Below are 13913 nucleotides of genomic sequence, written 5' to 3' on the forward strand. Positions count from 1 at the left end.
GGGCGGGGTGGTGGGCATCTCGATGGCGATCGGTCCGATCCTCGGCGGCGCGCTGGTCAGCATCTTCGACTGGCGCGCCATCTTCTGGATCAACCTGCCGATCGGTCTGACGGCGCTGGTGCTCACCATGCGCTTCGTCCCCGAGTCCCGCGCCCCGCGTCCGCGCCGGCTGGACCCGGTCGGGCAGCTGCTGGTCATCGTGCTGCTGGGCTCGGTCACCTTCGGCATCATCGAGGGCGGCAAGGAGGGGTGGGGCTCCCCGATCCTGCTGTGGAGCTTCGCGGTCGCCGTCCTGGCGCTGGGTGGGCTGCTCCGGTACGAGCCGCGCCGTGACGAGCCGCTGCTGGAGATGCGTTTCTTCCGCAGCGTGCCGTTCAGCGGGGCGTTCGGGATCGCCGTGCTGGCGTTCGCCGGGCTCGGCGGCTTCCTGTTCCTGAACACGATCTACCTGCAGAACGACCGGCATCTGTCGCCGTTCGAGGCCGGGTTGTACCTGCTGCCGATGGCCGCCGTGACGTTGTTCGCCTCGCCGCTTTCGGGCTACCTGGTGGGCCACTTCAACGCCCGGGTGCCGCTGCTGCCCGCCGGGGTGGCGATCCTGGCCAGTGGTCTGCTGCTGACCAGGTTGGAGCCGGACTCGTCGCTGGGGCTGCTGTTCACGGCGTACGCGCTGTTCGGGGTCGGCTTCGGCCTGGTCAACGCGCCCATCACCAACACGGCGGTGACCGGGATGCCGCGCACCCGGGCCGGGGTGGCGGCCAGCATCGCGTCGACGGGCCGGCAGGTGGGGTCGGCGCTCGGCGTGGCGGTGGTGGGCACCACCCTGGCCAACGGCTCGCGGACCGCCGGCTGGTGGGTGATCGCCGGCTGCGGGGCGCTGGTGCTGCTGCTCGGGCTGCTGACGACGGGCCGTCGGGCCAGGGCCACGGCCGAGCGCGCGATGGCCTCGTTCGCCGCCGAGCCGACCGCCGGGGAGCAGCGCCGCTGACCCCCGTCGGTGGCGCCATCGTCGCAGGCCACACCGCACGAAGAGACGTTCGACGGTGAAACATGGGCGTCATCGTTCCGGGCTATGATCCGTTTCACATCCGATCATGTTCGGCCCGACGGCTGGTCCACGCCGTCGGTCGCCCTCGCCCGCGTGATCGCGTCCCACCCGTGGACCTGTGCGGTTCCCTCGACGGCTTTCGGTGATGACGGGAGAGTGCGCGATAGCACTAAGGATTTGGCTCAGCAGCGCGGGAGCGGCCACGACGCAGGTGATCCGGATGTTGCGGGACAACCCCGACGCGACCCCGGTCCGGATCTACGGCACGAACGTGGACCGCGGCGCGGCCGCCCTGGCGGCCTGCGACGTGGCGGAGGTCGAGCCGCGTCGCGTGGACAACCACACCTACGCCGAGTTCGCCCTGGACTTCTGTCGGCGACACGGCATCGACGTGCTCGTCCCGCCCCGGCGGCTCGACGCCCTCGCGGGCCGGGCCGACGACTTCGCGGCGGTCGGCACCCGGCTGATGTGCTCGTCGCCGGCCGCGATCGACGTGCTCACCAGCAAGAGCCGCACCTACGAGGTGGCCGCGGCGATCGGTGTGCCGGTGCCCGAGTGGCGGGTGGTGCGGGACGCCGAGGGGCTGCGGGCGGCGGTCGACGACCTGGCCGGGGCCGGCGAGACCGTCTGCATCAAGCCGGCCGGCGAGTACTCGGCGTTCGGCTTCCGCATCCTGGACGACAGTCCGCTCAGCATGCGGGACCTGCTCGAACCGGCCAGGCCGCTGGTCTCCGTGAACGCGGTGGCCGACGCGCTGAAGCGGGCCGCGGACGCGCGGGAGAAGGTGCCCGCCTTCCTGGTGATGCCCTATCTCGAAGGGCCCGAGGTCAGCGTCGACTGTCTCTCGACGCCCGACGGCCGGCTGCTCGCCGGCATAGCCCGCGCCAAGGAGGGCCGCTACCGGCTGCTGCTTGACGATCCCGTCTACCCGGAGATCGCGGAGCGGTTGGTGAGCCACTTCGAGCTCGCCTACCTCTCCAACGTGCAGCTGCGCCACCGGAACGGGCGGCCCATGCTGCTCGAGGCCAACCCCCGCCCCTCGGCCGGCATCTTCCAGACGGCCTTCGCCGGGGTGAACCTGCCCTGGGCGGCCGTCCGGCTGCTGCTCAGCGGCGATCCCGGGCCACTCCCGGTGCCGCGCCTCGGCGGCCGGGTGGCCGTGACCGAGACCGCCACCGAGGTCCCGGCCGGCGCCCTCGCCGTGGCCGGCGGGTAAGCGCTCTCGTCGAAGTCCGATGCGGTACTGCGGCCCGTAAGGGGCGCGGAGCCCCGGCACGGGCGGCTCCATCGGGTGGGCGCGACCAACCGCCCCGGCCCGCATTGCCCGCCCGCGCTTCCAGCGGAGCGTTGAGGCAGCGGCCCGCCCACCGGCGGGCCGCCGACATCCGGCGGTCCCTCACTCGGGGGGCGGCGCCGTCGTCCCCCGGGGCACGAAGCGGACCGTGGGCGACCAGCGCCGCACCACCGGCACCCCGTCGATCAGCTCCAGGGCCGTGAGCCCGACCGAGACGCCGAACTGGTGCACGTCGCCCCGCATGGTGGACAGCGCGGGCGTCGCGAGCTGGCACATCGTCGAGTCGTCCCAGGCGACGAGCGAGAGCTCGTCGGGCACCGCGACGCCCAGTTCCTTGGCCACGCCGAGCCCGGCGACGGCCATCACGTCGTTGTCGTAGAGGATGGCCGTCGGCCGCTCCGCCTCGCGCAGCAGCCGGGCCGTCAGCGCGGCCCCGCTCTCCGCCGAGTAGTCGCCCTCCACGATCACCGGCTCGATGCCGGCCTCCCGGCAGGTGTCGAGCAGCGCCCTGGTCCTGGCCACGGTGTGCAGCAGCGGGGCGGGGCCGGTGACCCGGGCGATCCGCCGGTGCCCGAGGTCGAGGAGGCTGCTCAGCGCCTCCCGCACCGGTTCGACGTCGTCGGTGGGCACCGGCGCGATCCCCGGCTCGGACTGCCAGGCGCCGACCACCACGGTGGGCATGGAGAGCTCGCGCAGCACGGCGGGGCGGCGGTCGCCCGCGGTCAGGTTGACCAGGACGACCGCGTCCACCAGCCCGCGCTCCGCCCAGCGCCGGTGGGTGGCGATCTCCTCCTCGTGTCCCGGCACCACGTGCAGCAGCACGGAGAGCCCGCGCTCGGCGAGGGTCTCCTCGATGCCGGCGATGAACTCCATGAAGAAGGGTTCGACGCCCAACAGCCTGGCGGGCCTGGCGAGGACCAGGCCCACCGCTCCGGAACGCTCCACCCTCAGACCCGACTCGGCGGCGCGGTCAGCGAGTTGACGCTGCGCAGCACCGGCGCCTCGGTGAACCGCGCCGGGTCGACGGTGGCCGTGGTGCGCACGGTGAAGGTGTGGCTCTCGCCGGGGAGCAGGGTGACCAGCATCTCGTCGACCTCGGCGTCCGGGGCGACCCGGTCGGCGAGGATCGCGACGTCCCTGGCGAAGGACTCGGCGCGCACCTCGACCTGGTAGCCGTCGGCCACGGCGGTGGCGCGCGCGCTCAGCGCGGCCGGGTCGTAGGCGAGGTCGCGGTCCTCGCCGAACAGATGGACGGTCCGCACCCCGTCGACGGCTGCCACCAGCACCTCCCCCGCCGGATCCACCGGCTTCACCAGCGAATCGGCCAACTCGAGCTCGGCGACCGAGCGCGCCGACACCTCGAGGGAGATGGTAGCGCTGTCGCGCACCTCGCCACCGAACGTGATCCGGCGGACGACGATGTCGCCCGACCAGGCCGTGCCGGTGTCGTTGACGGCCACCAGGGCGGGGCGGTCGCCGCGCGGCTGGACGGTGAGCAGTCGGGGCGCGTAGGCGTGCCGCAGGCCGTACCAGAGCGGCTTCCTGCGCTCCTCGCCGTCGACCGCGGCCCAGGAGGTGACCGGCCAGCAGTCGTTGAGCTGCCAGACCAGGGTGCCGGCGGTCCGCGGCCACCAGGAGCGGAAGTGTTCGATGCCGAAGGCGACGGCGCGGGACTGGTTGAGCTGGGTGGCCCAGTGCCAGTCGGTGAAGTCGGCGGGGTCCGGCAGGTGCGGGGCCATGCCGCGGTCCAGCTTGCCGTTGCCGTCCTCGGCCTTCTGGTGGAGCAGGAAGGCGGGCGAGGTGGGGGTCAGCGGCTCGTCGTGGATCCAGTCGGTGAGGGTGGCCCAGGTGGGCGGGCCCTGGAAGCCGAACTCGGAGCAGAACCGCGGGACGTGGTTGCGGTAGGTGGTGTAGTCGACCCGGTTCCAGACCTCCCACTCGTGGCGGGTGCCGTGGTCCTGGTCGTTGGGGTGCTTCTCCTCGGGCGCGAAGCGGGGGCTGTAGGGGCTGCCGTCGGAGTAGGCGCGGGTGGGGTCGAGTTCGGCGACGATCCGGGGGAAGAGGTCGGTGTAGTAGCCGAGGCCCCAGGTGCGGCCCTCCAGGCGCTCCTGCCAGCCCCAGTCCATGTAGCCCCAGAGGTTCTCGTTTCCGCCGTTCCACAGGGCGAGCGAGGCGTGGGAGGTGAGGCGGGCCACGTTCTCCCGGGCCTCGGCCTCGAACTCGTCCCAGAGCGGGGCCTCCTCGGCGTAGGAGGAGCAGGCGAGCGGGAAGTCCTGCCAGACGAGGACGCCGCGCTCGTCGCAGACGTCGTAGAAGTCCTCGGTCTCGTAGATGCCGCCGCCCCAGACGCGCAGCATGTTCATGTGGGCGTCGACGGCCTGGTCGACCCGGCGGGCCAGGCGCTCGCGGGTGATCCGGGTGAGGAAGTGGTCGTCGGGGATCCAGTTGGCGCCCTTGGCGAAGATCCGCTGGCCGTTGACGACGAAGGTGAAGGGGGTGCCGGTCTCGTCGGGGGTGGTGTCGACGGTGATGGTGCGGAAGCCGATCCGCCGGTCGGCGCCGTCGAGTTCCGGGTTGTCCGGGTCGCCGGCGGTGCGCAGCGTGACGCGCAGGTCGTGGAGCGGCTGGTCGCCGTAGCCGACCGGCCACCACAGCCGGGCGTCCGGCACCTCGACGAGGGCGACGCCGGTGGTGGCGCCGGCCGGGATGGTGGCGGTCGCGGTGTGCTCCCCGACGGTGGCGGTGAGGGTGAGCTCGGGGTCGTCGCCGAGCCCGGCGCGCTCCACGGTCACGTGCACCTCGGCGCGGCCCGTGCCGTCCTCGGCGACGGTGACCAGCGGGCGGACCTCGGCGAGGCGGGCGGTGCGCCAGCGCTCCAGCCGGACCGGCTTCCAGATGCCGGCGGTCTGGAGGTCGGGGCCCCAGTCCCAGCCGAAGCTGCAGGCCATCTTGCGGACCATGTTGAAGGGGTGGTCGTAGGCGTGCGGGCGGGCGCCGAGCTCGCGTTCGACCTCCTCGGCGTGCTCCAGCGCGGAGCGGAAGCCGACCACCAGGTCGGTGGGGGTGCCGTCCAGCGCCTCGCGGACGTCGAAACGGTAGGTGCGGTGCATGTTGGCGGTGGTGCCGAGCACCGTGCCGGCGAGTTCCACGGTGGCGACGGTGTCGAGGCCCTCGAAGACCAGGTCGACACGCTCGTCCTCGGCGGCGGGGGCGGCCTCGACGGTGGTGGCGTAGCGCCAGTCGGTGCGGTGCGCCCAGACCAGCTCGGCCTCGTTGCGGTCGAGGTAGGGGTCGGGGATCAGACCCGCGGCCAGCAGGTCGAGGTGGGCGCTGCCTGGCACCTGGGCCGGCACACGGCGGCCCGCGATGTCGGCGGGTACCGGCCCGGCGGTCGCCGTGAGATGCCAACCGTCGTGCAGGGCGTGGCGGATCATCGTTGAAATCTCCCAAAGACTCTTTCTCTGCCTCAGACCGGTAGAGATTCTTATGCAAGCGAATAAAGTAAGTCAACAGATCTGGACACCCTTGGGCATCACCGAACACAGTTAAGGACGTCTCCCCCCGTGGTACCTCCCTCCGCACCCGCCGACCCGCCGGGTCACGACCTCCACCACCTGCGCGCGGCCGGGGTGAGCCTGGTGCTCGACCTCGCCGGCGCCTCGCTGCCCCGAGTGGCGCACTGGGGCGCCGACCTCGGCCCGCTGTCGCCGGCCGAGCTCGCCGACCTGCTGCTCGCCGGCCGCCCCCAGCCCATCGGCTTCTCCGTCGACGGCGAGGTGCCGGTCGCCGTGCTGCCCGAGCAGTCCGCCGGCTGGCTCGGCACCCCGGGGCTGGTGGGCAACCGCGGCGGCGGGCACTTCTCCACCGCCTTCCGGGTCCTCGCGGCCACCCTCGACGAGGCGGCCGGCCGGCTCGCGGTGCGCGCCACGGACCCGACGGCCGAACTGGGCCTCGACCTCACGATCGAGCTGACCCCGACCGGCCTGGTCAGGCAGCGCGCCACGGTCACCAACGAGGGCTCCACGCCGTTCGCCGTGGACGCCGTGCACCTCACCCTGCCGGTGCCGCCGCACGCCGCAGAGCTGCTCGACTTCACCGGCCACCACCTGCGCGAACGGGCCCCCGTGCGCACCCCGTTCACCCAGGGGCTGCGGATGCGGGAGAACCGCACCGGGCGCACCGGGTACGACGCGGCGTTCCTGCTGGCCGCCGGCACCGCCGGCTTCGGCAACCGCGTCGGCGAGGTGTGGGCCGTGCACACCGCCTGGTCCGGCAACCACCGCACCTTCGCCGAACGCACCTTCCACTCCGTCTCGTTGCTCGGCTCCGGCGAGCTGCTGCTCTCCGGCGAGGTCTCGCTCGCCCCCGGCGCCGCCTACACCACGCCCTGGCAGTACGGCGCCCACGGCACCGGGCTCGACGAGGTCTCCGCGCGCTTCCACCGGCACCTGCGGTCCAGGCCGGGACATCCGCGGACCCCGCGACCGGTGGTGGTCAACACCTGGGAGGCCGTCTACTTCGACCACGACCTCGACCGGCTGCGCGGGCTCGCCGACGCCGCGGCCCGGGTGGGCGCCGAGCGTTTCGTGCTCGACGACGGCTGGTTCGGCTCGCGCCGCGACGCCCGCCGCGGGCTCGGCGACTGGTACGTCTCGGACGAGGCGTGGCCGGACGGGCTCGGGCCGCTGATCGACCATGTGACCGGCCTCGGCATGGAGTTCGGGATCTGGGTGGAGCCCGAGATGATCAACGAGGACTCCGACCTCGCCCGCGCCCACCCGGACTGGATCATGGCCACCGGCGGCCGGCTCCCCGGCCGGGCAAGGGACCAGCAGGTGCTCGACCTGGGCAGGCCCGAGGCGTACGCCCACATCCTGGAGCGCCTGGACGACCTGCTGAGCCGTCACCGGATCGGCTACCTCAAGTGGGACCACAACCGCGACCTGGTGGAGGCCGGGCACCAGCCCGGCGGCCGGGCCGGAGTCCACGACCAGACGCTCGCCGTCTACCGGCTGCTCGACGAGCTGCGCCGGCGCCACCCGGGCGTCGAGATCGAGTCCTGCTCGTCGGGGGGCGGCCGCGTCGACCTGGAGATCCTGGAGCGCACCGACCGGATCTGGGTCTCGGACTGCATCGACGCGCTGGAGCGGCAGCGCATCCAGCGCTGGACCAACGCGCTGGTGCCACTGGAACTGATGGGCACCCACGTCGGCTCCGGCCTGGCGCACACCACGGACCGCCGGCACCCGCTCGACTTCCGCGCCGGCACGGCGCTGTTCGGGCACTTCGGTATCGAGTGGGACCTGAGCCGCGTCGAGCCGGCGGAACTCGACCGGCTGACCGCCTGGGTGGCGCTCTACAAGGAGCTGCGCGGGCTGCTGCACTCCGGGACGGCGGTACACGCCGACCATCCGGATCCGGCGTACCAGGTGCACGGCGTGGTCGCCGAGGACGGCTCGGACGCGGTGTTCGCGATCGTGGCCGCCGCCACCTCCGAGCTCTACCCGCCCGGCCCGGTGCGGCTGCCCGGGCTGCTGCCCGACGCGGTCTACCACGTGCGGCCGCTGCCGCCAGGCGACCTGCCGGACGGCAACGCGAGCCGCTGGGGCGTCCCGCTGCCCTGGTGGACGCCCGCGGGGGTACGCCTGCCCGGACGCGCGTTGGCCGCCGCCGGGCTGCAGGCCCCCGTCCTGTTCCCGGAACGGCTGGTCCTGCTGCGCGCGACGGCGGCCTGAACGGGCCCGCCTGACGGGGCCCGACCCGGCCTGATGGCCGGGTCGGGCCCCGCTCACACCTGCGTCCGGTCGCCGCCGGCCGGGTTGGCGGCGGCGACGGCGATGGGCCGGGCGTTCTCGAAGGACACCCAGGACCCGGTGGTGTGGTCGTAGGACCTGGCCAGGTCCTGCTCGTCGATGGCGCCCGGCAGTTCGGCGAGCGACCGCCCCCGCTTCTCCGGGTTGGGGGCGGCGGAGGCCAGCAGCCTCGTGTACGAGTGCTGCGGGTTGAGGATCACCTCGTCCGCCGGCCCGCGCTCGACCACCCGCCCGCGGTACAGCACCAGGATGTCGTCCGAGAAGTGCCGTGCGGTGGCGAGGTCGTGCGTGATGTACAGCACCGCCAGGTCGTCCTCCCGCTGGAGCCTGGCCAGCAGGTTGAGCACGCCGAGCCGGATCGAGACGTCCAGCATGGACACCGGCTCGTCGGCGATCACCACCTGGGCGCCGGGGGCCAGCGCGCGGGCGATCGCCACCCGCTGCCGCTGGCCGCCGGACAGCTCGTGCGGCCGCCGGGGCGCGAAGTCCTCCGGCGGGGTGAGGTTGACGCGCTCCAGGAGCTCCTCGACCTGCCGCCTGGTGTCGACCCGGCCCTTGGACTTGTGGTGCAGTTGCAGCGGCCGGGCGATGTGGTGCTCGATGCTGTGGAACGGGTTGAGCGAGGCGAACGGGTCCTGGAACACCATCTGGACGTGGTCCCGGTACGCCCGGTCGCCCACCCTCCGGCCGTCGGGACCGGTGGCCACGATCTCGCCGCCGGTCGGCCGCTCCAGCCGGGAGATCATCCTGGCGATGGTGGACTTGCCGGAGCCCGACTCCCCCACCAGGGCCACGGTGCGGCCCGGGTGCAGGGTGAACGAGACGTGGTCGACGGCGCGCAGCCGGGAGCTGCGCAGGCCCGCCCGGATCCGGAAGTCCTTCACCAGGTCGCGGACTTCGAGCGTGGTCATCGCGCGGCCCCCTCGTTCACGTCGTTCGCTGCGGTGCCGCCGGCGCGCACGAACGCGCCGCGCTCGCCGGTGAGGCTCGGGAAGGAAGCGAGCAACTGCCTCGTGTACGGGTGGCTCGGCCGCTCGTAGATCTGGCCGGACGGCGCGTACTCGACGATCTCGCCGGCCTTCATCACCGCGATCCGGTCGCTGAGTTCGAGCAGCAGCGGCAGGTCGTGGGTGATGAACACGACGGCGAAGCCGAGTTCGTCGCGGAGCCGGATGATCTCGCGCAGGATGCCGCGCTGGACGACCACGTCGAGCGCCGTGGTGGGCTCGTCCATGATCATGACCTGCGGGTCGAGCAGCATGGCCATGGCGATCATCACGCGCTGCCGCATGCCGCCGGAGAGCTCGTGCGGGAAGGAGTCGAGCCGGCGCGGGTCGACCCCGACCAGGCGCAGCACCTCGGCGCAGCGGGCCCGCCGTTCGGCCTTGCCCATGTCGGGCTTGTGCGTGGTGAGCACGTCGTCCAGCTGCTCGTGGATGGAGATCACCGGGTTGAGCGAGTTCATCGCGCCCTGGAAGACCATCGAGAGCTTGGACCAGCGGAACGCCCGCAGTTCCTCGTCGCCGAGGTTGAGCAGGTCGATGTCCGGGCCGCCCCGGTCGTGGAAGGTGACCGTGCCCGAGGAGACCTCGGCGGGCGGCCGGTGCAGCCGGTTGATGGCGTAGGCCAGGGTGGTCTTGCCGCAGCCGGACTCGCCGGCCAGGCCGAGGATCTCGCCGCGCGCCAGGGTGATGGACACGTCCTTGACGGCGTGCACGGGCTTCTCGGTCTGGTAGACGACGTTGAGCCCCTCGACGGTGAGCACCAGTTCCCGGTCGGGCTGGTCGGGCGCGGGCGACACGGCGGTGGCCGCGGCCCGCGCCTCCTTGGCGACGCCGCCGGCCTTGGCCTTGGCGGTCCTGGCGTCGACGCGCAGCTTGGGGTTGATGATCTCGTCGATGCTGAAGTTGATCAGCGAGAGGCCGCAGCCGAAGAGCGCGATCAGCAGACCCGGCGGGACGAACCACCACCACGCCTCCAGCTGGAGTGCCCAGCCGTTCTGCGCGTAGTAGAGCATGGTGCCCAGGGTGTGCTGGCCGTTGGCGCCCAGGCCGAGGAAGGAGAGGCTGGCCTCGGAGATGATGGCCGCGATGATCGCGAAGACGAACTGCGAGGCGAGCAGCGGCAGCAGGTTCGGCAGGATCTCCACCGTGACGATGCGCCAGCGCTTCTCGCCGGCCACCCGTGCCGCGGCCACGTAGTCGCGGTTGCGCAGCGACAGGGTCTGCGCGTGCAGCACGCGGGCCGAGGCGGCCCAGCCGGTGATGGCGAGGACCAGGATGATGGTGGAGAGGCCGCGGTCCTCGGCCGGCACGAAGCCGGCGATGACGATCACCAGGGGCAGCCCCGGGATCACCAGCATCACGTTGGAGAAGAGCGAGAACGCCTCGTCCAGGAAGCCGCCAGTGTAGGCGCCGATGATGCCGAAGAACGCGGAGAGGACGGTGGCGAGCACGCCGACCAGGAGGCCGATCTGGAGCGAGCCCCGGGTGGAGTGGGCCAGTTGCGCCAGGACGTCCTGGCCGGTCTGGGTGGTGCCCAGCAGGTAGTCGCCGCTGGGTTCGGTCATGCCGATGCTGCTGATGGCGTCCGGATCGCCCACGAGCATGGGGCCGAGGACGCCGAACAGCGCGATGCCGATGACGAGGAGGAGTCCGACGCCCAGCCTGGCCGACCAGGTCGGCAGCATGGCGCGGAAGCCGCCGCGTCGCCTGACGGGCTTGGCGGTGGCCGCGTCCGGTGTTTCGGCGAGCGGGCTTGTCTGAGTCATGGTTGCCTGCTCCTTCCGCTCAGTTCCTGACCCGGGTACGGGGGTCGATGAAGCCGTAGAGCAGGTCCACGATCAGGTTGGCGCCGAGCACGGCGAGCGTGATGACCAGGAAGATGCCCTGCATCAGGGCGTAGTCGTTGTTCTCCACGGACTGCAGCAGCTTCATGCCGATGCCCGGGTAGGAGAAGACCTGTTCCGTGATGACGGAGCCGGAGACCACGAAGCCCAGCGAGATCGCGAAGCCGGCCAGCGAGGGCAGCACCGCGTTCCGCGCCGCGTAGCGGGTCAGGATCCGGCGGTCGCGCAGGCCCTTGGCGCGGGCGGTGAGGATGTAGTCCTCGGAGCCGGTCGACACCATCATGTTCCGCATGCCGAGCAGCCAGCCGCCGACCGAGGACACGACGATCGTCAGGGCGGGGAGGAAGCCGTGCTCGATGGTGGAGCTGATGAACTCCCAGTTCCAGCCGGTGGCCAGCGACACGTCGTAGCCGCCGTTGAGCGGGAACCAGTTGAGCGTGGTGGAGAAGATCAGAACGAAGATCAACGCCAGCCAGAAGTAGGGCACGGCCGCGAGCACGGTGGTCGCCGGGATGACGCTGTCCAGCCAGGAGCCGCGCCGCCAGCCGACCAGCGCCCCCAGGCCCACCCCGATGACGAACGACAGCACGGTGGCGATGCCCACCAGCATGATCGTCCACATCATCGACTGCGAGAGGACCTGGGAGACGGTGGCCGGGTACACGCTTACTGAGACCCCGAGATCACCGCGGGCGAGGTTGCCCAGGTAGGAGAAGTACTGGTCCCACAGGGGCTCACCTGAGTTGGTGCCGAGCAACAGCTCGTAGGCCCGACGGGTTTCGGGGCTAACCGAGCCGCCACGCTGCTGGAACTTGGCCAGCAGCGTGTCGACCGGGTTGCCCGGCATCATTCGTGGAATGAAGAAGTTGAGGGTCAGCGCCGCCCACAGGGCGGCCGCGTAGAACCCCAGCTTCCGGGCGTAGTACCTCATGCGTTACTCGTCACTCACCGTTGGGCTCGAGGTTCCGGAAGATCTCGGCCTGGTCGGGCTTCTGCCAGATCGCCGGGAAGGCGTAGAGGTCGACCTCGGTGGGCCAACCGCTGAACTTGTCCGCGTTGTACTCGCTGACCGTGGCGTTGGCGAGGACCGGGATGTACGGCATGTCCTGCTCGATCTGCGCCTGGATCTGGTCGTACAGCGGCTGACGGGCCTCCAGGTCGGTGGGGTCCATCTGGCCCAGCTGCGCCACGGCGTCGTCCACGTCCGGGTTGGAGTAGCGCGCGTAGTTCGGGTTGGCGGGGCTGCCGACCTCGGCGGTGTTGCCGGTGGTGAAGAAGTAGTTGTAGTTCCAGTAGGGGTCGGCCGTGGCGCCCGGGGAGAAGCTGTCGATCATCAGCTGGTAGGTGCCGTTGACCCGCGAGTCGCTCATCTCCTGGAAGGCGACCTGGTTGACGTTCAGCTGGATGCCGACGCCGGACAGTTGCTCGGCCATCGTGTTCAGCGTGGTGACGTAGTCGTTCCAGCCCGTGACCACGGTCACGGACATCTCGAGGCGCTCACCGTCCTTCTCGTAGATGCCGTCGCCGCCACGGCTCCAACCGGCGCCCTCGAGGATCTGCTCGACCTGGTTGGCGTCGGCGGTCGCCGGCGCGGTGCGGTCGGTGAGCTCCGCGGAGACGTAGGCCGCGTCACGCTCGGGGAGGGCGAAACCGGGGGAGATCTCGCCGGCCAGGCCCTGGAAGGCCAGCTCGTTGATCTGCGTGCGGTCCATGGCGTAGTAGATCGCGCGCCGCACGGCCGGGTCGGTCTGCGGGCCCTCGCAGCCGAGCTCGGCGTTCGAGCAGGTGCTGAGCACGACGGGGAAGACGTTGACCGTCAGCGCCTTGTAACCCTGGTAGTTCCGCTCGATGTTGGCGATGTCCGGAACCGGGCCGGTGTTGAAGTCGATGTCGCCGGCGGCCAGCGAGTCGGCGGCGGCCTGGTTGCCGGAGAGCGACCGGTACTGGACGTTCTGCAGCGACGGCTCGCCGTCCCAGTAGTCGGCGTTGGCGGTCAGCGTGAAGGCCTGCGGGCGGAACTCGCCCACCGTGAAGGGGCCGGTGCCGACGGGCTCGGTCATCGGGTCGGTGGAGGGGTCGGCCACCGAACTCCATATGTGCTCGGGGACGATCCAGACCTTGCCGAGGATCTGCGTGGCGTCCATGAAGGCCGGGTTCTCGAAGGTGACGCGCACCTGGGTCGGGGAGACGACCTCGGTCTCCCCGGCGAAGCCGACCGTGTTCATGGCCTCGTTGCCGGCGATCATGTCGAACGTGAACTTGACGTCGTCCGCCGTGAAGTCCTCGCCGTCCGACCACGTGACCCCCTCGCGGAGGTTGATCGTCAGCTCGGTGCCGTCCTCGTTCCAGGCGAAGTCGGTGCCGAGCCGCGGGGCTGGGTCGTCCGCGCGGGCGATGTTGTAGAAGAAGAGTGGCTCGAAGATCGTCCCCGCGCCCTCGATGTTGCCTGACGCCGCGTAGGGGTTGAAGTTCGCCACATAGTCGCCGGACTGCCCGTTGTAGACGACCAGGGTGTCGGCGGGACCAGAACCGCTGTTGCCGTCGTTCGAGCCGCCGCAGCCTGCGACCAGCAACCCAACCGAAACGGCACCGATGACCGCGGTACGCGCGCGCCGCCATCTCACGTGCAGGGACATTCTCGTTCCTCTCATGGCCTGCCCCACCGTTGGGGCATGGGCGGAGTCACCCGGGGGTATGTGATTGTTAAGCCGCCGAATTAACAAAGTCAACCCTCCAAAGACACGAACAGACAACGACGCGCGCACATCTGCGGTCGCAATCCGTCACCAATGAAGCACAAGCCGCCACACTGGACATCGCGCCAGCTTTTCGCGCGAACCCACTGGCGCCGGGCTTCGTCAAGCAAATAAACTAAGCAACGCGCAGCGTTACCCCCACAACGCGCAGTGA

9 protein-coding genes and 1 pseudogene are annotated in these 13913 nt (G+C 71.3%); 3 read left to right on the forward strand and 7 right to left on the reverse strand.

What is annotated here, in order from left to right:
• Together E1283_RS04705 and E1283_RS04710 are read left to right on the forward strand one after the other, a co-directional pair.
• Positions 1 to 988 (forward strand): MFS transporter (locus E1283_RS04705; protein WP_132816584.1); only part of this gene is annotated, 988 nt, incomplete at its 5' end.
• Positions 989 to 1268: 280 nt separating this feature from the next.
• Complete coding sequence (locus tag E1283_RS04710) at positions 1269 to 2264, forward strand: ATP-grasp domain-containing protein (protein WP_165956010.1); 996 nt, start codon at positions 1269 to 1271, stop codon at positions 2262 to 2264.
• A 180-nt stretch (positions 2265 to 2444) separates the two neighbouring features.
• Here the strand turns inward: E1283_RS04710 and E1283_RS04715 are convergent, their stop codons facing one another.
• Positions 2445 to 3287: a LacI family DNA-binding transcriptional regulator gene (locus E1283_RS04715; protein WP_207930299.1), complete on the reverse strand. Its 843-nt coding sequence runs from the start codon at positions 3285 to 3287 to the stop codon at positions 2445 to 2447.
• A 2-nt stretch (positions 3288 to 3289) separates the two neighbouring features.
• Positions 3290 to 5776 (reverse strand): glycoside hydrolase family 2 protein, encoded by a 2487-nt coding sequence (locus E1283_RS04720; RefSeq protein WP_132816586.1) that lies wholly within the window; start codon positions 5774 to 5776, stop codon positions 3290 to 3292.
• A 129-nt stretch (positions 5777 to 5905) separates the two neighbouring features.
• Between E1283_RS04720 and E1283_RS04725 the strand changes: the two genes are divergently transcribed.
• Complete coding sequence (locus tag E1283_RS04725) at positions 5906 to 8077, forward strand: alpha-galactosidase (RefSeq protein ID WP_132816587.1); 2172 nt, start codon at positions 5906 to 5908, stop codon at positions 8075 to 8077.
• A gap of 53 nt (positions 8078 to 8130) precedes the next feature.
• On the opposite strand, the gene E1283_RS04730 is transcribed toward E1283_RS04725, so the two are convergent.
• The 5 genes and pseudogenes from E1283_RS04730 to E1283_RS04745 form a co-directional block, all read right to left on the reverse strand.
• Positions 8131 to 9066 (reverse strand): ABC transporter ATP-binding protein, encoded by a 936-nt coding sequence (locus E1283_RS04730; protein ID WP_132816588.1) that lies wholly within the window; start codon positions 9064 to 9066, stop codon positions 8131 to 8133.
• The gene (locus E1283_RS39815) at positions 9063 to 9956 is read right to left on the reverse strand and encodes an ABC transporter ATP-binding protein (protein WP_279571236.1); all 894 of its coding nucleotides are present in this window, start codon (positions 9954 to 9956) and stop codon (positions 9063 to 9065) included. The genes E1283_RS04730 and E1283_RS39815 overlap by 4 nt, the downstream gene beginning before the upstream one ends.
• Before the next feature lie 129 nt (positions 9957 to 10085).
• A pseudogene (locus tag E1283_RS39820) lies at positions 10086 to 10925 on the reverse strand (ABC transporter permease); the annotation flags it as partial.
• A gap of 19 nt (positions 10926 to 10944) precedes the next feature.
• Entirely contained in the window at positions 10945 to 11934 is a 990-nt protein-coding gene (locus E1283_RS04740; RefSeq protein WP_132816590.1) for an ABC transporter permease, read from the reverse strand.
• Between the two features lie 10 nt (positions 11935 to 11944).
• A complete protein-coding gene (locus tag E1283_RS04745) occupies positions 11945 to 13576 on the reverse strand; it encodes an ABC transporter substrate-binding protein (RefSeq protein WP_243744593.1) in 1632 nt (543 codons plus the stop codon).
• Positions 13577 to 13913 lie beyond the last annotated feature (337 nt).

The sequence above is a fragment of the Streptomyces hainanensis genome, from assembly GCF_004348415.1.
Lineage (GTDB): Bacteria > Actinomycetota > Actinomycetes > Streptomycetales > Streptomycetaceae > Streptomyces > Streptomyces hainanensis.